Source organism: Pseudomonas sp. B14-6, assembly GCF_013260315.1.
GTDB lineage: Bacteria > Pseudomonadota > Gammaproteobacteria > Pseudomonadales > Pseudomonadaceae > Aquipseudomonas > Aquipseudomonas mandelii.
On sequence record NZ_CP053929.1, the window covers coordinates 4,563,690 to 4,587,719 of the forward strand.

The following is a 24,030-nucleotide window of genomic DNA, read 5'->3' on the forward strand; positions in this document are numbered from 1 at the left end:
ATTACTCGGCCATCGAAGAAGAACGGGAGGTAGGGATAGGCGGAACCGGGTCATAACCACCGGGATTCCACGGATGACAGCGACCTAAACGACGAAAGGTCAGCCAGCCACCGCGCAGAAGGCCATGATTTTCTATGGCTTCATACGCGTAGCAGGAACAACTGGGGTAGAAACGACAGTGACTGGCCATCAGAGGACTAATGGCATAACGATAAAACTGGATCGGAACGAGTGCCAGTTTACGCATCGGGACTGTCTACCCCTACAGTTTCGGTTTTGACTGCTGGTACCGGCTTGCTACGTGCCAGACGCTTCCAGAGCTTGCCGAAATGCTGAATCAATTCGGGGTTTTCTACGTCACCCAAACCTTTGCGCGCGACGATAACGATGTCCCAACCGACCAGTGAATCCTGGTTCAGGCGAAACGATTCGCGCATCAGACGTTTGAGGCGATTGCGCTCGACGGAGAGCTTTACGCTCTTTTTCCCGATAACCAACCCGAGACGGGGGTGATCAAGATCGTTGTTGCGCGCAAGGAGCAGGAGATTTTTCCCCGGAACCTTGCCGGTAGGGGAGTCAAAGACTGCCTTGAAATGCCGGGGAGTAAGCAGACGCTTTTCCCGACTGAAGTCCTGACTCACCTCCAGTGCCGGATTATCAAACTGCCAGACGCGCACGACCTTTGGCGCGACGACGCGACAGGACGGCACGACCGTTCTTGGTAGCCATGCGAGCACGGAAACCGTGGGTACGAGCGCGTTTGATAGTGCTTGGTTGGAAAGTACGTTTCATTGTCGTGTTACCTGGTTCGTCCACAACGGGCCGGAATGGCCCCCGTTTTAAGAGACCGGGGATTCTAGAGAAAGCAAGCCTCTAGGTCAATTTCCAACCAGCGTTTCCTTATAAATAGATCTCCAGGCCTTTTCTCGTCCGCACGCCTTCGCTAGATATAGAAATAAAGAAGGAAGTTATTTAAAGCTTTTCTGTAAAGCTTATAAAAGCTAGGGAGGCGATCTTCTGTGGATAACTACCTTTAGCCCTTCTATCCCGTGCTGTACAGAGAATGACAACTACGTTGGAAAACAGGGGGCAGCCTGTGCTGCGCTGTCGGATAAGCTGTGTGTGGAATGGCCAGTTATCCACAGGCGTGTTATCCACCGAGTTTCACCCCCACTTGTCCAGTGCCCTCATGGGCGGTTATCCACAGAGCTTATGCACATACCATTGGTCGCCTTTTTGGCGGTTAACGCGTTGATAATTCATGGCCTGTGCGCAACCTGCATGTGGATAAGTGGGCGTCTGGCCGCTACAATGGCCGCTTGTTTTTGCCTCACCGGCTTTCAACTTAGGGATATCCGTGTCAGTGGAACTTTGGCAGCAGTGCGTGGAGCTTTTGCGCGATGAGCTGCCTGCCCAACAATTCAACACTTGGATCCGTCCACTACAGGTCGAAGCCGAAGGCGACGAGTTGCGTGTCTACGCACCGAATCGTTTTGTTCTCGACTGGGTCAACGAAAAGTACCTGGGCCGCGTCCTTGAACTGCTGGATGAGCATGGCAATGGCATCGCGCCCGCGCTCTCCTTATTAATAGGCAGCAAACGCAGTTCGGCACCGCGTGCGGCACCAAATGCACCGTTGGCCGCCGCTGCTTCCCAGGCTCAGGCCGCTCAAGCGCCTGTCAGTGCTCCAGCGCCAGCCCCGGCGACCGCACCGACCAAGCGTGCGACGCAAAAAGTGGCGGAGGTCAGTGAAGAGCCGTCACGCGACAGCTTCGACCCGATGGCCGGCGCCAGCTCGCAACAGGCTCCTATTCGGTCCGAGCAGCGCACGGTGCAAGTCGAAGGCGCGCTCAAGCACACCAGTTACCTGAACCGCACGTTCACCTTCGAAAACTTTGTCGAGGGTAAGTCCAACCAGCTGGCCCGGGCTGCGGCCTGGCAGGTCGCGGATAACCCCAAGCACGGTTACAACCCGCTCTTCCTTTATGGCGGCGTCGGCTTGGGTAAGACTCACTTGATGCATGCTGTGGGTAACCATCTATTAAAGAAGAACCCGAATGCCAAGGTCGTGTACCTGCACTCGGAGCGATTCGTCGCCGACATGGTCAAGGCCCTGCAGCTGAACGCGATCAACGAGTTCAAACGCTTCTACCGTTCGGTGGATGCGCTGCTGATCGATGACATTCAGTTCTTCGCTCGCAAAGAGCGGTCCCAGGAAGAGTTTTTCCACACCTTCAACGCCCTGCTTGAAGGTGGTCAGCAGGTCATTCTTACCAGTGACCGCTACCCGAAAGAAATCGAAGGCCTTGAAGAGCGCCTTAAATCCCGCTTCGGCTGGGGCCTGACGGTTGCCGTCGAGCCGCCGGAGCTGGAAACCCGCGTCGCGATCCTGATGAAAAAGGCTGACCAGGCCAAAGTCGATCTGCCACACGATGCGGCGTTCTTTATTGCCCAGCGTATCCGCTCCAACGTCCGTGAGCTGGAAGGCGCGCTTAAACGCGTGATCGCACACTCGCACTTCATGGGCCGCGACATCACCATCGAGTTGATTCGCGAATCCCTGAAAGACCTGTTGGCGCTGCAAGACAAACTGGTCTCTGTGGATAACATTCAGCGCACGGTCGCCGAGTACTACAAGATCAAGATTTCCGATCTGCTGTCCAAGCGTCGTTCTCGCTCGGTCGCACGTCCGCGTCAGGTTGCAATGGCGTTGTCCAAAGAGTTGACTAACCACAGCCTGCCCGAAATCGGCGATGTGTTTGGTGGCCGCGACCATACGACCGTTTTGCACGCCTGCCGCAAGATCAACGAACTTAAGGAATCCGACGCGGACATCCGCGAGGACTACAAGAACCTGCTGCGTACACTGACTACTTGATGAACACCAGCGCAGCTTATTAAGGCAAGGGACTAGACCATGCATTTCACCATTCAACGCGAAGCCTTGTTGAAACCCCTGCAACTGGTCGCAGGCGTCGTCGAGCGCCGACAGACCTTGCCGGTGCTCTCCAACGTGCTGCTGGTTGTCGAAGGCCAGCAACTGTCGCTGACCGGTACCGACCTGGAAGTCGAGCTGGTCGGTCGTGTGCAACTCGAAGAGCCTGCGGACCCGGGTTCCATCACTGTGCCTGCGCGCAAGCTGATGGACATCTGCAAGAGCTTGCCGAACGATGCGCTGATCGACATTAAGGTCGATGAGCAGAAGCTCGTCGTGAAGGCCGGTCGTAGCCGCTTCACCCTGTCGACCCTGCCGGCCAACGATTTCCCTACGGTCGAAGAAGGCCCTGGTTCGCTGACTTGCAGCCTGGAGCAGAGCAAGCTGCGTCGTTTGATCGAACGCACCAGCTTCGCCATGGCCCAGCAGGACGTGCGTTATTACCTGAACGGCATGCTGCTGGAAGTGTCCGAAGGCATCATCCGCGCCGTGGCCACCGACGGTCACCGTCTGGCGATGTGCTCGATGAAGGCCGATATCGGTCAGCCGGATCGCCATCAGGTCATCGTGCCGCGCAAAGGTATCCTCGAACTCGCGCGCTTGCTGACCGAGCCGGACGGCATCGTCAGCATCGTGCTGGGTCAACACCACATCCGCGCGACCACCGGCGAGTTCACCTTCACTTCGAAACTGGTCGACGGTAAATTCCCTGATTACGAGCGCGTTCTGCCAAAAGGCGGCGACAAGCTGGTACTCGGTGATCGCCAAGCCCTGCGTGAAGCATTCAGCCGCACTGCGATCCTGTCCAACGAGAAGTACCGCGGTATCCGACTGCAATTGGCCAACGGCCAGCTGAAAATTCAGGCGAACAACCCGGAGCAGGAAGAAGCTGAAGAAGAAGTCGGCGTCGAGTACAACGGCGGCAATCTGGAAATTGGCTTCAACGTGAGCTATCTGCTCGACGTGCTGGGCGTGATGACCACCGAGCAGGTTCGCCTGATCCTGTCCGACTCGAACAGCAGTGCGCTGGTGCAAGAGTCCGACAACGATGACTCGGCCTACGTTGTCATGCCGATGCGTCTGTAATCATGCTCAGCAGAAGCTAGATGTCTTTAAGTCGCGTCTCGGTCACCGCGGTGCGTAATCTGCACCCGGTGACCTTCTCCCCCTCCCCCCGAATCAATATTCTTTACGGCGCCAACGGCAGCGGCAAAACCAGTGTTCTGGAAGCCATTCACCTGCTGGGGCTTGCCCGTTCGTTTCGTAGCACCCGATTGTTACCCGTCATTCAGTACGAGCAATTGGCATGCACCGTATTTGGGCAGGTTGAATTGGCCGAGGGTGGCCATAGCGCGTTGGGGATATCTCGAGACAGGCAGGGCGAGTTTCAGATTCGCATCGACGGCCAGAATGCTCGCAGTGCGGCGCAACTGGCGGAGATCCTGCCGCTTCAGTTGATTAACCCGGATAGCTTCCGCTTGCTGGAAGGCGCACCGAAGATTCGTCGGCAGTTTCTCGACTGGGGTGTGTTCCACGTGGAACCGCGATTCATGTCCACCTGGCAGCGCTTGCAGAAGGCCCTGCGCCAGAGAAACTCTTGGCTGCGGCATGGTACACTTGACGCCGTTTCGCAAGCGGTTTGGGACAGGGAACTGTGCCAGGCCAGCGCTGAAATAGATGAATACCGCCGCGCTTACATCAAAGCCTTGAAACCAGTCTTTGAACAGACCTTGAGCGAACTGGTTGAGCTCGAGGGTTTGACGCTCAGCTATTACCGCGGTTGGGACAAGGACCGGGAGTTGAGTGCTGTGCTCGCCGGGTCCCTTCAGCGGGATCAGCAAATGGGTCATACCCAAGCCGGACCACAACGTGCTGATTTGCGCCTTAGGTTGGGTGCACATAACGCCGCGGACATCTTGTCCCGTGGTCAGCAGAAGTTGGTGGTCTGTGCATTGCGGATTGCCCAAGGGCACCTGGTAAGCCAGGCCCGACGCGGCCAGTGTATTTATCTGGTGGATGACCTGCCGTCCGAACTGGACGAGCACCACCGTCGCGCGCTTTGCCGCTTGCTGGAAGACTTACGCTGCCAGGTGTTTATCACTTGTGTAGATCACGAATTATTGAGGGACGGCTGGCAGACGGAAACGCCAGTCGCTCTGTTCCACGTGGAACAGGGCCGTATCACCCAGACCCACGACCATCGGGAGTGAAGGCATTGAGCGAAGAAAATACGAATACCTACGACTCAACGAGCATTAAGGTGCTGAAAGGCCTGGATGCCGTCCGTAAACGTCCTGGTATGTACATTGGTGACACCGACGATGGCAGCGGTCTGCACCACATGGTCTTCGAGGTAGTCGACAACTCCATCGATGAAGCGCTCGCTGGCCATTGTGACGACATCAGCATCATTATCCACCCGGATGAATCCATCACCGTTCGCGACAACGGTCGTGGCATCCCGGTAGACGTGCACAAAGAAGAAGGCGTTTCGGCAGCCGAGGTCATCATGACCGTGCTGCACGCCGGCGGGAAGTTCGACGACAACTCCTACAAAGTATCCGGCGGTCTGCACGGTGTAGGTGTTTCGGTGGTCAACGCCCTGTCCGAAGAGCTGGTCCTGACCGTTCGCCGCAGCGGCAAGATCTGGGAACAGACGTACATTCACGGCGTTCCGAAAGAGCCGATGAAAATTGTTGGTGAGAGCGAAACCACCGGCACCCAGATCCACTTCAAACCGTCCGATCTGACCTTCAAGAATATCCACTTCAGCTGGGACATCCTGGCCAAGCGGATTCGTGAACTGTCCTTCCTCAACTCCGGTGTCGGTATCGTCCTCAAGGATGAGCGCAGCGGCAAGGAAGAGCTGTTCAAGTATGAAGGTGGCCTGCGTGCGTTCGTTGAATACCTGAACACCAACAAGACTCCGGTCAACCAGGTGTTCCACTTCAACATCCAGCGCGAAGACGGCATCGGCGTGGAAATCGCCCTGCAGTGGAACGACAGCTTCAACGAGAACCTGTTGTGCTTCACCAACAACATTCCACAGCGCGATGGCGGTACTCACTTGGTGGGTTTCCGCTCCGCACTGACGCGTAACTTGAACACCTACATCGAAGCGGAAGGTCTGGCGAAGAAGCACAAGGTCGCGACCACCGGTGACGATGCCCGTGAAGGCCTGACCGCAATCATTTCGGTGAAAGTCCCGGATCCGAAGTTCAGCTCCCAGACCAAAGACAAGCTGGTGTCTTCCGAAGTGAAGACCGCGGTCGAACAGGAAATGGGCAAGTACTTCTCCGACTTCCTGCTGGAAAACCCGAACGAGGCCAAACTGGTCGTCGGCAAGATGATCGACGCGGCTCGCGCTCGTGAAGCGGCGCGTAAAGCCCGCGAGATGACCCGTCGCAAAGGCGCGCTGGATATCGCCGGCCTGCCGGGCAAACTGGCTGACTGCCAGGAAAAAGACCCTGCCCTGTCAGAACTGTACCTCGTGGAAGGTGACTCTGCTGGCGGCTCCGCCAAGCAGGGTCGCAACCGCCGGACCCAGGCCATCCTGCCGTTGAAAGGCAAGATCCTGAACGTCGAGAAGGCGCGCTTCGACAAGATGATCTCTTCGCAAGAAGTGGGCACCTTGATCACCGCGCTGGGCTGCGGCATCGGCCGCGACGAGTACAACATCGCCAAGCTGCGTTACCACAACATCATCATCATGACCGATGCTGACGTCGACGGTTCGCACATCCGTACCCTGCTGCTGACCTTCTTCTTCCGTCAGTTGCCGGAACTGATCGAGCGCGGCTACATCTATATCGCTCAGCCGCCGCTGTACAAGGTCAAGAAAGGCAAGCAAGAGCAATACATCAAAGACGACGACGCCATGGAAGAGTACATGACGCAGTCGGCCCTGGAAGACGCGAGCCTGCACCTGAACGAGGATGCTCCGGGTATTTCCGGACCTGCCCTTGAGCGTCTGGTGAACGACTTCCGTCTGGTAATGAAGACTCTCAAGCGTCTGTCGCGACTGTACCCACAGGAACTGACCGAGCACTTCATCTATCTGCCGGCTGTCAGTCTGGAGCAGTTGTCTGATCACGCAGCGATGCAGAATTGGATGGCCCAGTACGAAGTCCGTCTGCGCACTGTCGAGAAGTCTGGCCTGGTCTACAAAGCCAGCCTGCGTGAAGACCGTGAACGTAACGTCTGGCTGCCAGAGGTCGAACTGATCTCCCACGGCTTGTCGAACTACGTCACCTTCAACCGCGACTTCTTCGGCAGCAACGATTACAAAACCGTTGTATCCCTGGGCGCTCAACTGAGCACCTTGCTGGACGACGGTGCGTACATCCAGCGTGGCGAGCGCAAAAAGCCGGTCACCGAGTTCAAGGAAGCCCTTGAATGGCTGATGGCTGAAAGCACCAAGCGTCACACCATCCAGCGATACAAAGGTCTGGGCGAAATGAACCCGGATCAGCTGTGGGAAACCACCATGGACCCAAGCCAGCGCCGGATGCTCAAAGTGACCATCGAAGACGCCATTGGCGCAGACCAGATCTTCAACACCCTGATGGGTGATGCGGTCGAACCTCGTCGTGACTTCATCGAAAGCAACGCCTTGGCGGTGTCTAACCTGGATTTCTAATCCAGCAGCTGACTGCTAATTGAAAAAGGCCAACGCTCAGCGTTGGCCTTTTTTTATACCTTCAAAGATGATCGCAGAGCCAAACACATCGCAAATCGCAGGCATAAAAAAACCGGCTATATCAGCCGGTTTTTTTGCGCCCGAAAAAAACTTATGCACCATTTCCGGAGTTTTATGAGTTTAAGAAATATATATATAAATCATAAAGATACGATCACAAAACGTTAATTTTCGGTAAAACGGTACACAGGTTATCCACAGAATCTCAGACAGCCACTTGATCGTTGGCCGAGGGGGCGGCTGGGGCGGCTGGCAGCGAACCCATTTCCCGCTGCATCTGCTCGTTCCAGCTCTGCACACGGTCATTCAGATCGGCAATGGCGCGCGGCCCACTGCCTACGGCGTACATCGGCTCGCCAATGATCACGGTGATGACGCCCTGCTTCTTCGCCCAACCGGTTTTCGGCCAGAACTTGCCGGCATTGTGCGCAATCGGCAGGACTGGAAGTGCGGCATTGACCGCCAATGCGGTGCCACCGCGTGAGAACTTGCCGATGGTGCCATAAGGAACGCGAGTCCCTTCGGGGAAGATCAGCACCCAGACGCCATCCTTCAGCAATTCATGTCCCTTCTTCGCCACATGCTTGAGCGCAGCTTTCGGATTGTCGCGGTCGATAGCGATCGGTCGCAACATGGCCATGGCCCAGCCGAAGAATGGCACGAACAGCAATGAGCGCTTGAGCACTTGGCTCAATGGCTCGAAGTAGGCAGAGAGAAAGAAGGTCTCCCAGGTGCTCTGGTGGTTCGACTGAATCACGCAGGGCTGGTCAGGCACGTTCTCGGCGCCCCTTACTTCGTAGCTGATGCCCAGAAAGACTTTGCTCAGCCACAAGGCGCAACGGCACCAGTACACATTGATGAAGCGATACCGCGCCTTGAACGGCAGAAACGGCGCGATTAAAAAGCTCAGGCTGCACCAAAGCAAGGAGCTGGTGCCCAGCAGCAGGTAAAAGAGGAAGGTTCTGATGGCCTGCAGTATCGACATGGCGACATTTACCGTTGCGGGCACTGCCCGCCTATTCAAGCGCACTCCCGATCAATCCTTGGTCAGGAACAATCGAAGCACTCTAATTGTGGATAAGTTCTGCGGCAATCGCCGCAAGATCGTCAAAAATCAAGGTGCCCACCGGCAGGGTCTTGCCCAGAGTCTTTTCGCCTTTCCCGGTCTTTACCAAAACTGGCTGAGAGTCGACGGCTTTGGCGGCTTCCAGGTCACCAAGGGTATCGCCGACGAACCATAGATGAGTCAGCGATTCGTTGTAATGAGCGGCGATGGTTTTCAACATCCCGGGTTTTGGCTTGCGGCAATCGCAGCCGTCGTCCGGCCCGTGCGGGCAGTAGACAATCAGCCCGACCTCGCCGCCCTGCTCCGCCACCAACGAACGCAAGCGCTCGTGCATAGCGTCCAGGGTTGCGATGTCGTAATAGCCGCGAGCGATGCCCGACTGGTTGGTAGCCACCGCCACCGTCCAGCCGGCCTTGCTCAACTGCGCGATGGCTTCGATCGAACCGGGGAGCGGAATCCACTCCTCCACCGACTTGATGTAAGCGTCGGAGTCGTAATTGATCACCCCGTCCCGATCGAGAATCAGCAGTTTCAACAGCAGTCCCTCAGCCCAGCATCGAAATGTCGGCAACGCCGAGGAACAGTCCACGCAGGCGCGCCAGCAATGCGTAACGGTTGGCGCGCACCTTGGCGTCTTCAGCGTTGACCATCACGGCCTCGAAGAATGCATCCACCGGCTCGCGCAAGGCAGCCAGACGGGCCAGCGATTCGCTGTACTGACGGGCAGCGGCCATCGGCTGTACAGCCTGGTCAGCCTGCTGGATCGCCGAGTACAGGGAGAACTCGTTGGCATTGTCGAAGTACTTGGCTTCCACGACCGAAGGAATGGAGCCTTCGACCTTGCTCAGCAAGTTCGAAACGCGTTTGTTCACTGCGGCCAGGGCTGCGGCTTCCGGCAATTTGCGGAACGCTTCCACGGCTTGTACGCGCTGATCGAAGTCCAGGGCAGAACCCGGTTTCAGGGCACGGACCGACAGGTAAGTCCCGACATCCACGCCTTCGTCTTCGTAACGGGCACGCAGACGGTCGAAGATGAACTCCAGCACCGAATCGTTCAGGCCGGCAGCCTTGACCTTGGTACCGAACGCATTCACGGCGAATGCCACGGCGTCGTTCAGGTCGAGGTCGAGTTTCTTGTCGATCAGGATGCGCAACACGCCGAGTGCTGCACGACGCAGGGCGTACGGGTCTTTGCTGCCGGTTGGCAGCATGCCGATGCCGAAGATACCGACCAGGGTATCGAGCTTGTCGGCGATGGCCACGGCCGCACCGGTCAGGGTGGTCGGCAGTTCAGCACCGGCACCGCGCGGCATGTACTGCTCGTTCAGGGCCAGTGCGACTTCTTCCGGCTCGCCGTCGTTGAGGGCGTAGTAGTAACCGGCGACGCCTTGCATCTCCGGGAACTCACCGACCATCTCGGTCGCCAGATCGCACTTGGACAGCAGGCCGGCACGGGAAGCCCAGGCTGCGTTGCCGCCAACGCGTTGCGCGATGAACGCGGCCAGTTTGGAAACGCGCTCGGCCTTGTCGTAGACGCTGCCGAGTTTTTCCTGGAACACCACGTTCTGCAGGCGCAGGTTGAAGTCTTCGAGTTTCTGCTTCTTGTCTTGCTTGAAGAAGAACTCGGCGTCGGTCAGGCGTGGACGAACCACTTTCTCGTTACCGGCGATGATCTGTTGCGGGTCTTTGCTTTCGATGTTGGCCACAGTGATGAAACGTGGCAGCAACTTGCCGTCGGCATCCAGCAGGCAGAAGTACTTCTGGTTGTCCTGCATGGTGGTGATCAGGGCTTCTTGTGGCACGTCGAGGAAACGTTCCTCGAACGAGCACACCAGCGGCACCGGCCATTCGACCAGCGCGGTCACTTCGTCGAGCAAGGCTGGAGGAACGATGGCAGTACCTTCCTGCATCGTCGCCAGCTCTTCGGTGCGTTTGCTGATCAGCTCGCGACGCTCGTTGGCATCGGCCAGTACGTAGGCGGCACGCAGGTCGCTCAGGTAATTGGCCGGCGAAGTGATACGCACGCTTTCCGGGTGATGGAAGCGGTGACCACGGGAATCACGACCGGACTTCTGGGCGAGGATCGTGCAATCGATGACCTGGTCACCGAGCAGCATTACCAGCCATTGGGTCGGACGAACGAATTCTTCCTTGCGAGCACCCCAGCGCATGCGCTTGGGGATCGGCAGGTCGTTCAGCGAATCTTCAACGATGGTCGGCAGCAGGCTCGCAGTCGGCTTGCCGGCGATGCTTTGGCTGTAACGCAGTTTCGGGCCGCTTTGATCGATTTCGCTCAGGTCGACGCCGCATTTCTTGGCGAAGCCCAGTGCTGCTTGAGTCGGGTTGCCTTCGGCATCGAACGCGGCCTGACGTGGCGGGCCGTCGAGGTTGATGCTGCGATCCGGCTGCTGAGTCGCCAGCGAGGTGATCAGCACAGCCAGACGACGTGGTGCGGCGTAGACGGTTTTGGTCTCGTAGTTCAGGCCCGCGGCTTGCAGGCCCTTGTCGATACCGGCCAGAAACGCGTCGGCCAGGGTGTTCAGGGCTTTGGGTGGCAGTTCTTCGGTGCCCAGTTCAACCAGAAAATCTTGAGCACTCATTGTGCAGCCTCCAGCTTGGCCAGTACTTCGTCACGCAGGTCCGGGGTCGCCATCGGGAAGCCCAGCTTGGCGCGAGCCAGCAGGTAGGCTTGCGCAACGGAACGCGCCAGGGTGCGCACACGCAGGATGTATTGCTGACGCGCGGTCACCGAGATCGCCCGGCGCGCATCCAGCAGGTTGAAGGTATGGGAGGCCTTCAACACCATTTCGTAGCTCGGCAATGGCAGCGGCTGGTCGAGTTCGATCAGGCGCTTGGCTTCGCTTTCGTAGAAGTCGAACAGTTCGAACAGCTTCTCGACGTTGGCGTGTTCGAAGTTGTAGGTCGACTGCTCGACTTCGTTCTGGTGGAACACGTCGCCGTAAGTCACTTTACCGAACGGACCGTCAGCCCAGACCAGGTCGTAGACCGAGTCCACGCCTTGCAGGTACATGGCCAGACGTTCCAGACCGTAAGTGATCTCGCCGGTCACCGGGTAGCACTCGATGCCGCCCGCTTGCTGGAAGTAAGTGAACTGCGTCACTTCCATGCCGTTGAGCCAGACTTCCCAGCCCAGACCCCAGGCGCCCAGTGTCGGCGATTCCCAGTTGTCTTCGACGAAGCGGATGTCGTGGACCAACGGGTCCAGGCCGACGTGCTTGAGGGAGCCCAGGTACAGTTCCTGGAAGTTGTCCGGGTTCGGCTTCAGGACTACCTGGAACTGGTAGTAGTGCTGCAGACGATTCGGGTTTTCGCCGTAGCGGCCGTCAGTCGGGCGACGACTGGGCTGCACATAAGCGGCGTTCCAGGTTTCCGGGCCAATGGCGCGCAGGAATGTAGCGGTGTGGAAAGTGCCGGCGCCTACTTCCATATCGTAGGGCTGAAGTACCACACAACCTTGCTCGGCCCAGTATTGCTGGAGGGCGAGGATCAAGTCTTGGAAGGTACGCACGGCTGGCGTAGGCTGGCTCACGAAATTCACCTGTTTCTTGGGCTGCGATTTAAAGAGCGGGAGTATACCCGATTCGGTCCTGCGCACGCCCCCTGGAGCCTTATGCCACGCTGCTTTTGGTGTTCCGAAGATCCGCTGTACATGGCTTATCACGATCAGGAGTGGGGCACGCCGCTACGCGATGCGCAGGGTTTGTTCGAGTTGCTTTTGCTCGAAGGGTTCCAGGCCGGCCTTTCCTGGATCACCGTGCTGCGAAAACGTGAGCGATATCGCGAGGTATTGTTCGGCTTCGACGTACAACGGGTGGCGCAGATGAGCGACGCGGAAATCGATGAATTGATGCTCGATCCGGGCATTATTCGCAATCGCCTCAAACTCAACGCCGCCCGACGCAACGCCCAGGCCTGGCTGGCGCTGGAGGACCCGGTAACGTTTCTCTGGTCCTTCGTCGGCGGCACGCCTGTGATCAATCATTTCAAGGATCGCACCGAAGTGCCGGCGGTCACGCCGACGGCGGTGGAGATGAGCAAAGGCTTGAAAAAGGCCGGCTTCACGTTCGTCGGTCCGACCATTTGCTACGCACTGATGCAGGCCTCGGGCATGGTCATGGACCACACGCAAGACTGCGACCGCTACGCTCAGCTCGCCAACGGCGGTTAGAATGGCCGCCTCGCGCACAGCACAAGATCAGGAGTGACCTGTGGATAAGTTTAAAGGCGCCTTGCTGGTAGGCGCTCTGCGGCTGTTTGCCCTGCTCCCGTGGCGGGCAGTGCAAGCCGTGGGCTCGGCCATTGGCTGGGTCATGTGGAAAACACCCAACCGTTCCCGCGATGTGGTGCGGATCAACCTCGCCAAGTGCTTCCCCGAAATGGACCCGGCTGAACGCGAGCGTCTGGTCGGCCAGAGCCTGAAAGACATCGGCAAGTCACTGACCGAAAGCGCCTGCGCCTGGATCTGGCCGGCCCAGCGTTCCATCGACCTGGTGCGTGAAGTCGAAGGGCTCGATGTGTTGAAGGACGCCCTCGCCTCCGGCAAGGGCGTGGTCGGCATCACCAGCCACCTGGGTAATTGGGAAGTGTTGAACCACTTCTATTGCAACCAGTGCAAACCGATCATTTTCTACCGACCGCCGAAACTGAAAGCGGTGGATGATCTGCTGCGCAAACAGCGGGTGCAATTGGGTAACCGCGTGGCCGCTTCCACCAAGGAAGGCATCCTCAGCGTCATCAAGGAAGTGCGCAAAGGTGGTGCAGTGGGTATTCCCGCTGACCCGGAACCAGCCGAATCCGCTGGGATATTCGTACCTTTTTTCGCCACCCAGGCGCTGACCAGCAAGTTCGTACCGAACATGCTCGCCGGCGGTAAAGCGGTCGGCGTGTTCTTGCATGCCCTGCGCCTGCCGGACGGTTCAGGTTACAAGGTGATCCTGGAAGCCGCGCCCGAAGCCATGTACAGCACCGATACCGAAACGTCGTGCGCAGCCATGAGCCAGGTGGTCGAGCGGTATGTGCGGGCCTATCCGAGCCAGTACATGTGGAGCATGAAGCGCTTCAAGAAGCGGCCACCCGGTGAAGAGCGTTGGTATTGAGTTGATTGGCATGATCTGTGGATAACCTTGCATTCAGGGTTATCCACAACCGTTCATACAAGGGCGCAAAAGATGTCCGAACACCGCAAATCGTTTCGCATCAAGATCACTCATGAAACCTTCGGCGAATGCCTGGGCCAAACCCGCAACCTTTCGACGACGGGCGTCTACGTCAAGCATTCGGGCTTGTCGTCGTTGCCTAAAGGCGCGGTGGTTTATGGGCAGGTACAAGACTTGCCCACAGGTGCGCCGCGAGTGCGCATGGAAGTGGTGCTTGTCGACGCCGATGGCATCGGCCTGCGTTACCTCTGATCAGTGCGCCTGACGCTCAAGCTTCTTCAGAAACACCGTCATCTCCTTCTCTGCCTGCTTGTCGCCATGCGCACGGGCGGCTTCCAGGCCCTGCTCCCACGCCTGACGCGCAGCTGGAAAGTCGGCCAGTGCCAGATGGGCCTTGCCTAACAACTTCCAGGCCGCCGAATATTTCGGATCGAACTCGACGCAACGCTGAAAATGCTCGGCGGCCTTGGCGTTTTCTCCAAGATCCAGATAACCCTTGCCCAGGCCGAAGCGCAGCAATGAGTTATCCACACCCTTGGCGAGCATTTTTTCCAGGGATTCGAGCATGGGGGGTTCCGTGTTGAGGTGTGTCAGGAGTTGATCTGTTTTAGTGAGGCCGCCTTCGCGAGCAGGCTCGCTCCCACAATTGATCTTCAGTGAACACGAATTTGGTGTGCGGCGAAAATCCCACTGTGGGAGCGAGCCTGCTCGCGAAGAGGCCCGCGCAGACGCCAAAAATGCTTGATCAGAAGAAGCTGAGCCCCACATGGAACAGCTTCTCCACATCCCGAATATGCTTCTTATCCACAAGGAACAAAATCACATGGTCGCCCGCCGCGATCACCGTGTTGTCATGCGCAATGATCACTTCCTCATCACGAATGATCGCGCCAATCGTCGTCCCCGGCGGCAAACCGATGTTCTGGATCGCCTTGCCAATCACCTTGCTCGACTTTTCATCACCATGGGCAATCGCCTCGATGGCCTCCGCCGCGCCGCGGCGCAATGAGTGCACGCTGACGATATCGCCGCGCCGCACGTGGGCCAGCAGCGTGCCGATGGTTGCCAGTTGCGGGCTGATGGCGATGTCGATATCGCCGCCCTGGATCAAGTCCACGTAAGCCGGATTGTTGATGATCGTCATCACCTTCTTCGCACCCAGGCGCTTGGCCAGCAGCGAGGACATGATGTTGGCTTCGTCATCGTTGGTCAGGGCCAGGAAGATGTCTGCGTCGGCAATGTTCTCTTCCATCAGCAAGTCGCGGTCGGAAGCACTGCCCTGCAACACCACGGTGCTGTCGAGGGTGTCCGAGAGATGGCGGCAGCGGGCCGGGTTCATCTCGATGATCTTCACTTGGTAGCGGCTTTCGATCGCCTCGGCCAGGCGTTCACCGATCTGCCCGCCACCGGCAATGACGATGCGCTTGTAGGTTTCATCCAGACGGCGCATTTCACTCATCACCGCGCGGATATTTGCCTTGGCGGCAATGAAAAACACTTCGTCATCCGCCTCGATCACCGTATCGCCCTGGGGCAGGATCGGCCGATCGCGGCGGAAAATCGCTGCAACCCGGGTTTCAACATTGGGCATGTGTTCCCGCAACTGGCGCAGTTGCTGGCCCACCAACGGTCCGCCGTAGTAGGCCTTCACCGCCACCAGTTGCGCTTTGCCTTCGGCGAAGTCGATCACCTGCAACGCGCCCGGATGCTGGATGAGGCGCTTGATGTAATTGGTGACAACCTGTTCCGGGCTGATCAGCACGTCCACCGGAATCGCTTCGTTATCGAACAGCTCGGAGCGCGTCAGGTACGCGGCTTCGCGGACCCGGGCAATCTTGGTCGGGGTATGGAACAGGGTGTGGGCGACCTGACAGGCCACCATGTTGGTTTCGTCGCTGTTGGTTACTGCCACCAGCATGTCGGCATCGTCCGCGCCGGCCTGACGCAGCACCGTCGGCAACGAGCCGCGGCCCTGCACGGTACGGATGTCCAGCCGATCGCCGAGGTCGCGCAGGCGTTCGCCGTCGGTGTCGACCACGGTAATGTCGTTAGCCTCGCTGGCCAGATGTTCTGCCAGCGAACCGCCGACCTGGCCTGCGCCGAGGATGATGATTTTCATCCAGTCACTCCCTTATAAACCGGTTAACCGCGCGCGGCGGCGATCTTGATCAGCTTGGCGTAGTAGAACCCGTCGTGGCCGCCTTCCTGGGCCAGCAACTGGCGACCGTGAGGTTGCTTGATACCGGCCGCCGTGGCGAGGTCCAGTTCACGCGCACCCGGCGTGCGAGCGAGGAAGGCTTCGATGACTTCAGTGTTCTCGGTCGGCAGCGTGGAGCAGGTGGCGTAAAGCAGAATCCCGCCGACTTCCAGAGTTATCCACAAGGCGTCCAGCAGCTCGCCCTGGAGCACCGCGAGTGCAGCGATGTCATCCGGTTGGCGAGTCAGCTTGATGTCGGGGTGACGTCGGATCACGCCAGTCGCCGAGCATGGCGCATCCAGCAAAATGCGCTGGAAGGGTTTGCCGTCCCACCAGGTCGCCGTGTCGCGGCCGTCGGCGGCGATCAGCTCGGCGCTCAGGCCCAGGCGTGCGAGGTTCTCGCGCACGCGCACCAGACGCTTGGCTTCCAGATCCACGGCCACGACGCCCGCCAGTTTTGGCTCGGCTTCGAGGATGTGGCAGGTCTTGCCGCCCGGTGCGCAGCAGGCATCCAGTACCCGTTGGCCCGGCGCGAGGTCGAGCAGGTCGGCGGCCAATTGCGCCGCTTCGTCCTGCACGCTGATCCAGCCTTCGGCGAAGCCTGGCAGGCTGCGCACGTCGGCGGCAGCTTCGAGAATGATGCCGTCCTGACTGTAGACGCACGGCATAGCGGCGATGCCGGCCTCAGTCAGCAGCCCAAGGTAAGCGTCGCGGGCGTGATGGCGGCGGTTGACCCGCAGAATCATCGGTGGATGCGCATTGTTCGCCGCGCAAATGGCTTCCCATTGCTCAGGCCAGAATGCCTTGAGGGATTTTTGCAGCCAGCGCGGGTGGGCGGTGCGCACCACCGGGTCGTGTTCCAGCTCGGCCAGCAACGCTTCGCTTTCACGCTGGGCGCGGCGCAACACGGCGTTGAGCAAGGCCTTGGCCCAAGGCTTTTTCAGCTTGTCGGCGCAACCGACGGTTTCGCCGATGGCGGCGTGGGCCGGGACGCGGGTGTAGAGCAGTTGATAGAGGCCGACCAGCAGCAGCGCCTCGACATCGGCGTCCGCTGCCTTGAACGGCTTCTGCAGCAGCTTGGCCGCCAGCGCCGACAAACGTGGTTGCCAGCGCGCCGTGCCGAAGGCCAGATCCTGGGTGAAGCCGCGATCACGGTCTTCAACCTTGTCCATTTGTGTCGGCAGCGAACTGTTGAGTGAGGCTTTTCCGTTAAGAACAGCGGCAAGTGCCTTGGCGGCGGCCAGACGTGGATTCATTGAGCGTCCGCCGCTTGACCGAGCACGGTGCCGACGGCGAATTTCTCACGACGGCTGTTGAACAAGTCGCTGAAGTTCAGCGCCTTGCCCCCGGGCAATTGCAGACGGGTCAGGCATAGGGCTTGCTCACCGCAGGCGACGAGCAAGCCGTCCTTGCTGGCGCTGAGGATTTGTCCCGGTGCGCCCTGCCCTTCAGCGAGGCTCGCGGCCAGCACTTTCAACGCTTCGCCGTTCAGCGTGCTGTGGGTGATCGGCCAAGGGTTGAACGCGCGGACCAGGCGTTCCAGCTCAACCGCCGGACGGCTCCAGTCGATGCGTGCTTCGTTTTTGTTCAATTTGTGAGCATACGTTGCAAGACTGTCATCCTGCACTTCGCCTTCCAGCGTTCCGGCGGCGAGGCCGGCAATCGCCTGGATCACGGCCGGTGGGCCCATTTCGGCGAGACGGTCGTGGAGGCTGCCGCCGGTGTCTTCGGCGGTGATCGGCGTGGTGACTTTCAGCAGCATCGGCCCGGTGTCGAGGCCCAGCTCCATGCGCATCACGGTCACGCCGCTTTCACTGTCGCCTGCTTCGACCGCACGCTGGATCGGCGCCGCCCCGCGCCAGCGTGGCAGCAATGAAGCGTGGCTGTTGATGCAACCCAGGCGCGGAATATCCAGCACCGCTTGCGGCAGGATCAAGCCGTAGGCGACCACCACCAGCAAGTCCGGCTTGAGTGCGGCCAGTTCAGCCTGGGCGTCTTCGTTGCGCAGCGTCGGCGGTTGCAACACCGGGATGTTGTGTTCCAGCGCGAGTTGCTTGACCGGGCTTGGCATCAGCTTTTGCCCACGGCCCGCCGGACGGTCCGGCTGGGTGTAAACCGCGACGACTTCGTAAGGGCTGGCGAGCAGGGCCTTGAGGTGTTCGGCGGCGAATTCCGGGGTGCCGGCAAAGACGATGCGCAGTGGCTCAGTCATGGGAGCAATCTCTGAAAAGAAAAAGGCTTGCCGCAGCAAGCCTTTGAAAGAAGGGCATCAAGCGTTCTGGCGATGGAGCTTTTCCAGTTTCTTCTTGATTCGGTCGCGTTTGAGGTTCGACAGGTAGTCGACGAACAATTTGCCGTTGAGGTGGTCGCATTCGTGCTGGATGCACACGGCGAGCAGGCCTTCGGCAATCAGTTCGTAAGGCTTGCCGTCGCGGTCCAGGGCCTTGACCTTGACATTCTGCGGGCGATCGACGTTTTCGTAGAAGCCCGGCACCGAGAGGCAGCCTTCCTGGTATTGCTCCATCTCGTCGGTCAGCGGTTCGAACTCGGGGTTGATGAACACCCGTGGTTCGCTGCGGTCTTCGGAGAGGTCCATCACGACGATACGTTTGTGCACGTTGACCTGGGTCGCGGCGAGGCCGATGCCTGGCGCTTCATACATTGTTTCAAACATGTCATCGACCAACTGACGCACTTCGTCGTCCACTACGGCCACAGGTTTGGCGATAGTGCGCAGGCGCGAGTCGGGAAATTCGAGGATGTCTAAAATGGCCATAAGCTTAATTGCTGCACGTGTGAGGTAAAGTCGGGTCGATGGCCTGGCAGGTCCGAAGATGCAGGCTACCGTTGTGAAGCGTAGCTCCTTTTCTTTTATCAAAGAGTCAGGAGCGAGCCACGAGGGCTCTGGCGTTTCACGCGAACGCACATAATAAAGGGATTCACCGCATGAGGAAATCACTACTCGCCTTGCTCCTTCTGGCCTCGGCTGGTTTGGCGCACGGGCAAGTGCAACTCAAGGAAGGTTTTCCACAGCAATACACCGTGGTGACGGGTGACACTCTCTGGGACATTTCCGGAAAATTCCTCCGGGAGCCGTGGAAGTGGCCGGAACTGTGGCAAGCCAATCCTCAGATCGAAAACCCTAATCTCATCTATCCCGGCGACTCGCTGTCGCTGGTCTATGTCAACGGCCAGCCCCGCCTGACCCTCAATCGCGGTGCTTCGCGCGGCACCATCAAGCTCTCGCCTCGGGTGCGCAGCTCGCCAGTGGCCGATGCGATCCCGAGCATTCCGCTGCAATCGATCAACAGCTTTTTGCTGAGCAACCGCATCGTCGACAAGGTCGAGGACTTCGACAAGGCGCCTTATATCGTCGCCGGCGATGCCGAACGCGTGCTCAGTGGCACCGGTGACCGCATTTTCGCCCGTGGCCATTTCGACCCGAACCAGCCGGTCTACGGCATCTTCCGCCAGGGCAAGGTCTACACCGATCCCGATAGCAAAGAGTTTTTGGGGATCAATGCTGATGACATCGGCGGTGGCGAGATTGTGGCCACCGAGGGCGACGTCGCCACCCTGGCACTGCAACGCACGACTCAAGAAGTGCGTCTCGGCGACCGTTTGTTCAGCGGTGAAGAACGATCCATCAACTCGACCTTCATGCCCAGTGCGCCAAAAACCGAGATCAATGGCTTGATCATCGATGTGCCGCGCGGGGTTACCCAGATTGGCGCGCTGGATGTGGTTACCCTGAACAAAGGTCAGCGTGATGGCCTGGCCGAAGGCAACGTGCTGGTGGTGATGAAAACCGGTGAAACCGTACGCGACCGGATCACTGGCCAGCCACTGAAAATCCCCGATGAGCGTGCCGGTTTGCTGATGGTGTTCCGCACTTACGACAAGCTCAGTTACGGGCTGGTACTCAACGCATCGCGCTCTCTGGCGGTGATGGATAAGGTGCGAAATCCGTAAGCAGGCTCCACAAGTTACCAACAGAGTTATCCACAGCTTATTCCCGTTTGAACGGGGCTCATAACGATCAAGGATGATCCATGTCGCTGTCTGCCGTCACACCGGTTTCCCCTGCGGAACTGGAAGCTCGTTTACGTCTGCACCGATTGCCAGAACTCGGCCCGGCGCGTTTCAAGAAATTGCTCGAAGCCTTCGGCTCGGCGTCCAAAGCCATCAGCGCGCCCGCCAGCGCCTGGCGTTCGCTGGGCTTGCCGCTGGCGTGCGCCGAGGCACGGCGCGTCAATGAAGTACGCGATGGCGCGGCCCACGCATTGGCCTGGCTAGAGCGCCCGGGCCAGCATTTATTGATGTGGGACCAGCCTGAGTACCCGGCGCTGTTGGCGGAAATCAGCGATGCGCCGCCGCTGTTATTTGTGGCAGGCGATCCCGACATTCTGGAAAAACCGCAATTGGCGATGGTCGGCAGTCGGCGCGCCTCGCGACCGGGCATGGACACTGCGGCGGCGTTTTCGCGCAGCCTGGCCGGCGCCGGTTTCGTCATCACCAGCGGTCTGGCGCTAGGCATCGATGCCGCCGCGCATCAAGCCGCGCTGGACGTGGGCGGGCGAACGGTCGGGGTCCTTGGCACGGGACTTGAAAAGTTTTATCCACAGCGCAATCGGCGGCTGGCGGACGCCATGATCGCCTCGGGCAGCGCAGTGCTTTCCGAGTTCCCGCTGGACGCCGGCCCCAGTGCCGGAAACTTCCCCCGGCGCAACCGGATCATCAGCGGTTTATCCCTCGGGGTGCTGGTGGTCGAAGCGAGTGTCGCCAGCGGTTCATTGATAACGGCGAGGCTGGCAGCGGAGCAAGGACGCGAGGTGTATGCGATTCCAGGGTCGATCCACCACCCTGGCGCCAAGGGTTGTCATCAGCTGATCCGTGACGGTGCGGTATTGGTGGAAACCACCGAGCATATCCTCGAAGCCTTGCGTGGCTGGCAACGGTTGCCGTTGTCCACAGAGACGCTGCAAGCACCCACTCATCCACTGCTCCTGTTGCTTCACGCCGCGCCCCACACCAGCGAAGCGTTGTCGGTCAGCAGTGGCTGGGCCTTGTCCAAAGTGCTGGCAGCGTTGACGGAGCTGGAAATGGACGGCCGGGCGGTGTGCGAAAGCGGGCGCTGGTTTGCGCGGGTGAGCTAGGTTTTATAAGGAAGATCGGTAAACTGCGCAGAGCCTTATTCCGGAGAGTTTTTCATGGTCAACAGTTGGCGCGTGCAACAAGCCGCACAAGCCGTTCGCGCAGGGGCAGTGATTGCCTATCCAACCGAAGCGGTCTGGGGCCTGGGTTGCGATCCGTGGGATGAAGAAGCGGTCTATCGTCTGTTGATGATCAAGGGCCGGTCTGTGGAAAAGGGCCTGATTCTGGTAGCCGACAATATTCGTCAGTTCGACTTCCTGTTCGAAGACTTCCCGGAACTGTGGATGGACCGCATGGCCAGCACTTGGCCGGGGCCGAATACCTGGCTGGTGCCGCATCAGAATCTGTTGCCGCAGTGGATTACCGGCGTGCATGAAACCGTAGCGCTGCGCGTCAGCGACCACCCGCTGGTGCGGGATCTGTGCGCGGTGGTCGGGCCGCTGGTGTCGACCTCGGCTAACCCCCAGGGTCGGCCAGCGGCGCGGACGCGAATTCGCGTCGAGCAGTATTTCCGCGGGCAAGTGGACTACGTGTTGGGCGGGAATCTGGGTGGGCGCAAGAATCCGAGCGTGATTCGCGATGTCGCGACCGGGAACGTCATTCGCCCGGATTAATCCCGCAGTAATACCTGTGGCGAGGGAGCTTGCTCCCGCTGGACTGCGCAGCAGTCCCGTTCTTTTAAAGATATGAGGGGCCGCTTCGCGGCCCAGCGGGAGCAAGCTCCCTCGCCACAGTTTGATGTTAAGGCAGCAGAACAGTCGAGCCAGTCGTACGCCGCGCCGACAACTCGGTCTGCGCCTTCGCCGCCTCAGCCAACGGATACTTCTGGCTGACGTCCACCTTAAGTTTGCCGCTGATGATCATCTCGAACAGCTCATCGGCCATGCGCTGCAGGTTTTCTGCGTTATTGGCGTAGGTCGCCAGCGTCGGCCGGGTCACGTACAACGAGCCCTTCGCCGCCAAAATCCCCAGGTTCACCCCGTCCACTGCGCCGGACGCATTGCCGAAGCTCACCACCAGGCCCCGTGGTGACACGCTATCGAGCGACGTTAGCCAGGTGTCCTTGCCGACGCCGTCGTACACCACCGGGACTTTTTTGCCGTCAGTCAATTCCAGCACCCGTTGTGCGACGTTTTCGTGGCTGTAATCGATAGTCGCCCATGCGCCGTTGGCTTTGGCCAGTGCGGCTTTCTCCGGCGAGCTGACCGTGCCGATCAACTTCACCCCCAAGGCCTTCGCCCATTGGCAGGCCAGGGATCCGACACCGCCCGCGGCGGCATGGAACAGGATGGTTTCGCCACCCTTGAGTTCATACGTCTGACGCAGCAGGTATTGCACGGTCAGGCCCTTGAGCATCACACCGGCGGCCTGTTCAAAACTGATGGCGTCCGGCAAGTGCACCAGGTTGGCCTCCGGCAAAACGTGAACCTCGCTGTAGGCGCCCAACGGGCCGCTGCCGTAAGCCACACGATCGCCGACCTTGAACCGGGTCACTTCGCTGCCCACCGCCTCGACCACACCCGCACCTTCCGAGCCCAGGCCCGATGGCAGGGCGGGCAGCGGATAGAGACCACTGCGGTAGTAAGTGTCGATGAAGTTCAGGCCGATCGCCTTGTTGGCCACGCGAACCTGCTGCGGGCCGGGCTCGGCGGGTTGATAGTCGACATACTCGAGCACTTCGGGGCCGCCATGGGCGCGGAACTGGATACGCTTTGCCATCAGAACTCTCCTTAGGTCATTTGCGAAGCTCCCTATCGGACTCCTAAGCTTGACCTTCGTCAACTGCGGCAGGCCCATCTGCGATGTTATGCTACGCGCCCATTTGCGCCGGCCCCTGCTCCGATGGAGCGCCGCGTAGTTTTGCCCGATTCAAGGTGATGACATGACGACCCGCACCGAGGCCGTAAAAGCCTACCTGCTCGACCTGCAAGACCGGATTTGCGCAGCCCTTGAAGCCGAAGACGGCGGCACTGCATTCGTCGAAGACGCCTGGACCCGGCCTGCCGGCGGTGGCGGTCGCACGCGTGTGATCGAAAACGGCGCGGTCATCGAAAAGGGTGGCGTCAACTTTTCCCACGTCTTTGGCAGCGGGCTCCCACCCTCCGCCAGCGCCCATCGCCCGGAACTGGCCGGCCGTGGTTTCGAAGCCCTGGGCGTGTCGCTGGTGATTCACCCGCACAACCCGCAGGTGCCGACTTCCCACGCCAACGTGCGCTTTTTCATTGCTGAAAAAGAAGGTGAAGAACCGGTCTGGTGGTTCGGCGGCGGTTTCGACCTGACCCCTTATTACGGTAACGAAGAAGACTGCGTGCACTGGCACCGCGTCGCCGAACAGGCCTGTGCGCCGTTCGGCCCGGACGTCTATCCGCGCTACAAGGCCTGGTGCGACAGCTATTTCCACATCAAGCATCGCCACGAGCCACGGGGCATCGGCGGTCTGTTTTTTGATGACTTGAACGAGTGGGACTTCGACACCAGCTTCGCCTTCATGCGCGCCATCGGTGACGCCTTCATCGAGGCCTACCTGCCGATCGTGCAGCGCCGCAAGAACGATGCGTTCACCGCCAAACAGCGTGAATTCCAGGAATTTCGCCGTGGCCGCTACGTCGAGTTCAACCTGGTCTACGACCGTGGCACGCTGTTCGGCCTGCAATCGGGTGGGCGCACCGAGTCGATCCTCATGTCCCTGCCCCCGCAAGTCCGCTGGGGCTACGACTGGAAAGCCGAGCCGGGCAGCGAAGAAGCTCGCCTGACCGACTATTTCCTGCAAGACCGCGATTGGTTGGCCAAGGCCTGAACGAG

24 protein-coding genes are annotated in these 24,030 nt (G+C 59.3%); 11 read left to right on the forward strand and 13 right to left on the reverse strand.

Features of this window, described 5'->3' with window-relative positions:
* Nucleotide 1: 1 nt before the first annotated feature.
* From yidD to rpmH, 3 genes are read right to left on the reverse strand one after another with little or no spacing between them, the layout of a single operon-like run.
* Nucleotides 2–247, reverse strand: coding sequence for a membrane protein insertion efficiency factor YidD (gene yidD, locus HP062_RS20915; protein WP_010465488.1), 246 nt, complete (start codon nt 245–247; stop codon nt 2–4).
* Nucleotides 240–641, reverse strand: a complete 402-nt coding sequence (gene rnpA, locus HP062_RS20920; RefSeq protein ID WP_010465490.1) for a ribonuclease P protein component — start codon at nt 639–641, stop codon at nt 240–242. The genes yidD and rnpA overlap by 8 nt, the downstream gene beginning before the upstream one ends.
* Nucleotides 642–657: 16 nt before the next feature.
* Nucleotides 658–792 carry a 50S ribosomal protein L34 gene (rpmH, locus tag HP062_RS20925; protein WP_003213577.1) on the reverse strand — a complete coding sequence of 45 codons (135 nt, stop codon included), beginning with the start codon at nt 790–792 and terminating at the stop codon, nt 658–660.
* Nucleotides 793–1,357: 565 nt separating this feature from the next.
* Between rpmH and dnaA the strand changes: the two genes are divergently transcribed.
* Genes dnaA through gyrB form a run of 4 tightly spaced genes read left to right on the forward strand, consistent with a single transcriptional unit; the run spans nt 1,358 to nt 7,574 of the window.
* Nucleotides 1,358–2,878: a chromosomal replication initiator protein DnaA gene (gene dnaA / locus HP062_RS20930; RefSeq protein ID WP_077748849.1), complete on the forward strand. Its 1,521-nt coding sequence runs from the start codon at nt 1,358–1,360 to the stop codon at nt 2,876–2,878.
* 39 nt (nt 2,879–2,917) lie between these two features.
* Complete coding sequence (gene dnaN, locus HP062_RS20935) at nt 2,918–4,021, forward strand: DNA polymerase III subunit beta (protein ID WP_008155702.1); 1,104 nt, start codon at nt 2,918–2,920, stop codon at nt 4,019–4,021.
* Between the two features lie 20 nt (nt 4,022–4,041).
* Nucleotides 4,042–5,145, forward strand: coding sequence for a DNA replication/repair protein RecF (recF, locus tag HP062_RS20940; protein WP_010465495.1), 1,104 nt, complete (start codon nt 4,042–4,044; stop codon nt 5,143–5,145).
* A gap of 5 nt (nt 5,146–5,150) precedes the next feature.
* Nucleotides 5,151–7,574 (forward strand): DNA topoisomerase (ATP-hydrolyzing) subunit B, encoded by a 2,424-nt coding sequence (gene gyrB / locus HP062_RS20945; RefSeq protein ID WP_010465497.1) that lies wholly within the window; start codon nt 5,151–5,153, stop codon nt 7,572–7,574.
* Between the two features lie 265 nt (nt 7,575–7,839).
* On the opposite strand, the gene HP062_RS20950 is transcribed toward gyrB, so the two are convergent.
* The 4 genes from HP062_RS20950 to glyQ form a co-directional block, all read right to left on the reverse strand.
* On the reverse strand, nt 7,840–8,619 hold the full coding sequence (locus HP062_RS20950; protein WP_010465499.1) for a 1-acyl-sn-glycerol-3-phosphate acyltransferase: 780 nt from the start codon (nt 8,617–8,619) through the stop codon (nt 7,840–7,842).
* A gap of 82 nt (nt 8,620–8,701) precedes the next feature.
* The gene (gene gmhB / locus HP062_RS20955) at nt 8,702–9,241 is read right to left on the reverse strand and encodes a D-glycero-beta-D-manno-heptose 1,7-bisphosphate 7-phosphatase (protein ID WP_172792600.1); all 540 of its coding nucleotides are present in this window, start codon (nt 9,239–9,241) and stop codon (nt 8,702–8,704) included.
* A gap of 4 nt (nt 9,242–9,245) precedes the next feature.
* Entirely contained in the window at nt 9,246–11,300 is a 2,055-nt protein-coding gene (gene glyS / locus HP062_RS20960) for a glycine--tRNA ligase subunit beta (RefSeq protein WP_172791969.1), read from the reverse strand.
* Entirely contained in the window at nt 11,297–12,250 is a 954-nt protein-coding gene (glyQ, locus tag HP062_RS20965; RefSeq protein ID WP_003213601.1) for a glycine--tRNA ligase subunit alpha, read from the reverse strand. The genes glyS and glyQ overlap by 4 nt, the downstream gene beginning before the upstream one ends.
* A gap of 81 nt (nt 12,251–12,331) precedes the next feature.
* On the opposite strand from glyQ, the gene tag reads away from it, so the two are divergent.
* The 3 genes from tag to HP062_RS20980 all read left to right on the forward strand — a co-directional run bounded on the left by tag (nt 12,332) and on the right by HP062_RS20980 (nt 14,129).
* Nucleotides 12,332–12,889 carry a DNA-3-methyladenine glycosylase I gene (tag, locus tag HP062_RS20970; protein ID WP_010465505.1) on the forward strand — a complete coding sequence of 186 codons (558 nt, stop codon included), beginning with the start codon at nt 12,332–12,334 and terminating at the stop codon, nt 12,887–12,889.
* A gap of 40 nt (nt 12,890–12,929) precedes the next feature.
* Nucleotides 12,930–13,817, forward strand: a complete 888-nt coding sequence (locus HP062_RS20975) for a lysophospholipid acyltransferase (RefSeq protein WP_010465508.1) — start codon at nt 12,930–12,932, stop codon at nt 13,815–13,817.
* 72 nt (nt 13,818–13,889) lie between these two features.
* Nucleotides 13,890–14,129, forward strand: a complete 240-nt coding sequence (locus HP062_RS20980) for a PilZ domain-containing protein (RefSeq protein WP_172791970.1) — start codon at nt 13,890–13,892, stop codon at nt 14,127–14,129.
* On the opposite strand, the gene HP062_RS20985 is transcribed toward HP062_RS20980, so the two are convergent.
* The 5 genes from HP062_RS20985 to def all read right to left on the reverse strand — a co-directional run bounded on the left by HP062_RS20985 (nt 14,130) and on the right by def (nt 18,850).
* A complete protein-coding gene (locus HP062_RS20985; RefSeq protein WP_010465512.1) occupies nt 14,130–14,444 on the reverse strand; it encodes a tetratricopeptide repeat protein in 315 nt (104 codons plus the stop codon). It lies immediately after the preceding gene.
* A 178-nt stretch (nt 14,445–14,622) separates the two neighbouring features.
* Nucleotides 14,623–15,996: a Trk system potassium transporter TrkA gene (trkA, locus tag HP062_RS20990; RefSeq protein WP_010465514.1), complete on the reverse strand. Its 1,374-nt coding sequence runs from the start codon at nt 15,994–15,996 to the stop codon at nt 14,623–14,625.
* 23 nt (nt 15,997–16,019) lie between these two features.
* Nucleotides 16,020–17,330, reverse strand: coding sequence for a 16S rRNA (cytosine(967)-C(5))-methyltransferase RsmB (rsmB, locus tag HP062_RS20995; RefSeq protein ID WP_172791971.1), 1,311 nt, complete (start codon nt 17,328–17,330; stop codon nt 16,020–16,022).
* A complete protein-coding gene (fmt, locus tag HP062_RS21000) occupies nt 17,327–18,286 on the reverse strand; it encodes a methionyl-tRNA formyltransferase (RefSeq protein WP_172791972.1) in 960 nt (319 codons plus the stop codon). The genes rsmB and fmt overlap by 4 nt, the downstream gene beginning before the upstream one ends.
* A 57-nt stretch (nt 18,287–18,343) precedes the next feature.
* Nucleotides 18,344–18,850 carry a peptide deformylase gene (gene def, locus HP062_RS21005; protein WP_172791973.1) on the reverse strand — a complete coding sequence of 169 codons (507 nt, stop codon included), beginning with the start codon at nt 18,848–18,850 and terminating at the stop codon, nt 18,344–18,346.
* Nucleotides 18,851–19,020: 170 nt separating this feature from the next.
* On the opposite strand from def, the gene HP062_RS21010 reads away from it, so the two are divergent.
* The 3 genes from HP062_RS21010 (at nt 19,021) to HP062_RS21020 (ending at nt 21,842) form a co-directional block, all read left to right on the forward strand.
* On the forward strand, nt 19,021–20,046 hold the full coding sequence (locus HP062_RS21010; protein WP_010465521.1) for a LysM peptidoglycan-binding domain-containing protein: 1,026 nt from the start codon (nt 19,021–19,023) through the stop codon (nt 20,044–20,046).
* Between the two features lie 80 nt (nt 20,047–20,126).
* Nucleotides 20,127–21,230, forward strand: a complete 1,104-nt coding sequence (dprA, locus tag HP062_RS21015; RefSeq protein WP_102594516.1) for a DNA-processing protein DprA — start codon at nt 20,127–20,129, stop codon at nt 21,228–21,230.
* 54 nt (nt 21,231–21,284) lie between these two features.
* Nucleotides 21,285–21,842: an L-threonylcarbamoyladenylate synthase gene (locus HP062_RS21020; protein ID WP_010465525.1), complete on the forward strand. Its 558-nt coding sequence runs from the start codon at nt 21,285–21,287 to the stop codon at nt 21,840–21,842.
* A 127-nt stretch (nt 21,843–21,969) separates the two neighbouring features.
* On the opposite strand, the gene HP062_RS21025 is transcribed toward HP062_RS21020, so the two are convergent.
* A complete protein-coding gene (locus HP062_RS21025) occupies nt 21,970–22,947 on the reverse strand; it encodes an NADPH:quinone reductase (protein WP_010465527.1) in 978 nt (325 codons plus the stop codon).
* 163 nt (nt 22,948–23,110) lie between these two features.
* Between HP062_RS21025 and hemF the strand changes: the two genes are divergently transcribed.
* Entirely contained in the window at nt 23,111–24,025 is a 915-nt protein-coding gene (gene hemF / locus HP062_RS21030; RefSeq protein WP_010465529.1) for an oxygen-dependent coproporphyrinogen oxidase, read from the forward strand.
* Nucleotides 24,026–24,030 lie beyond the last annotated feature (5 nt).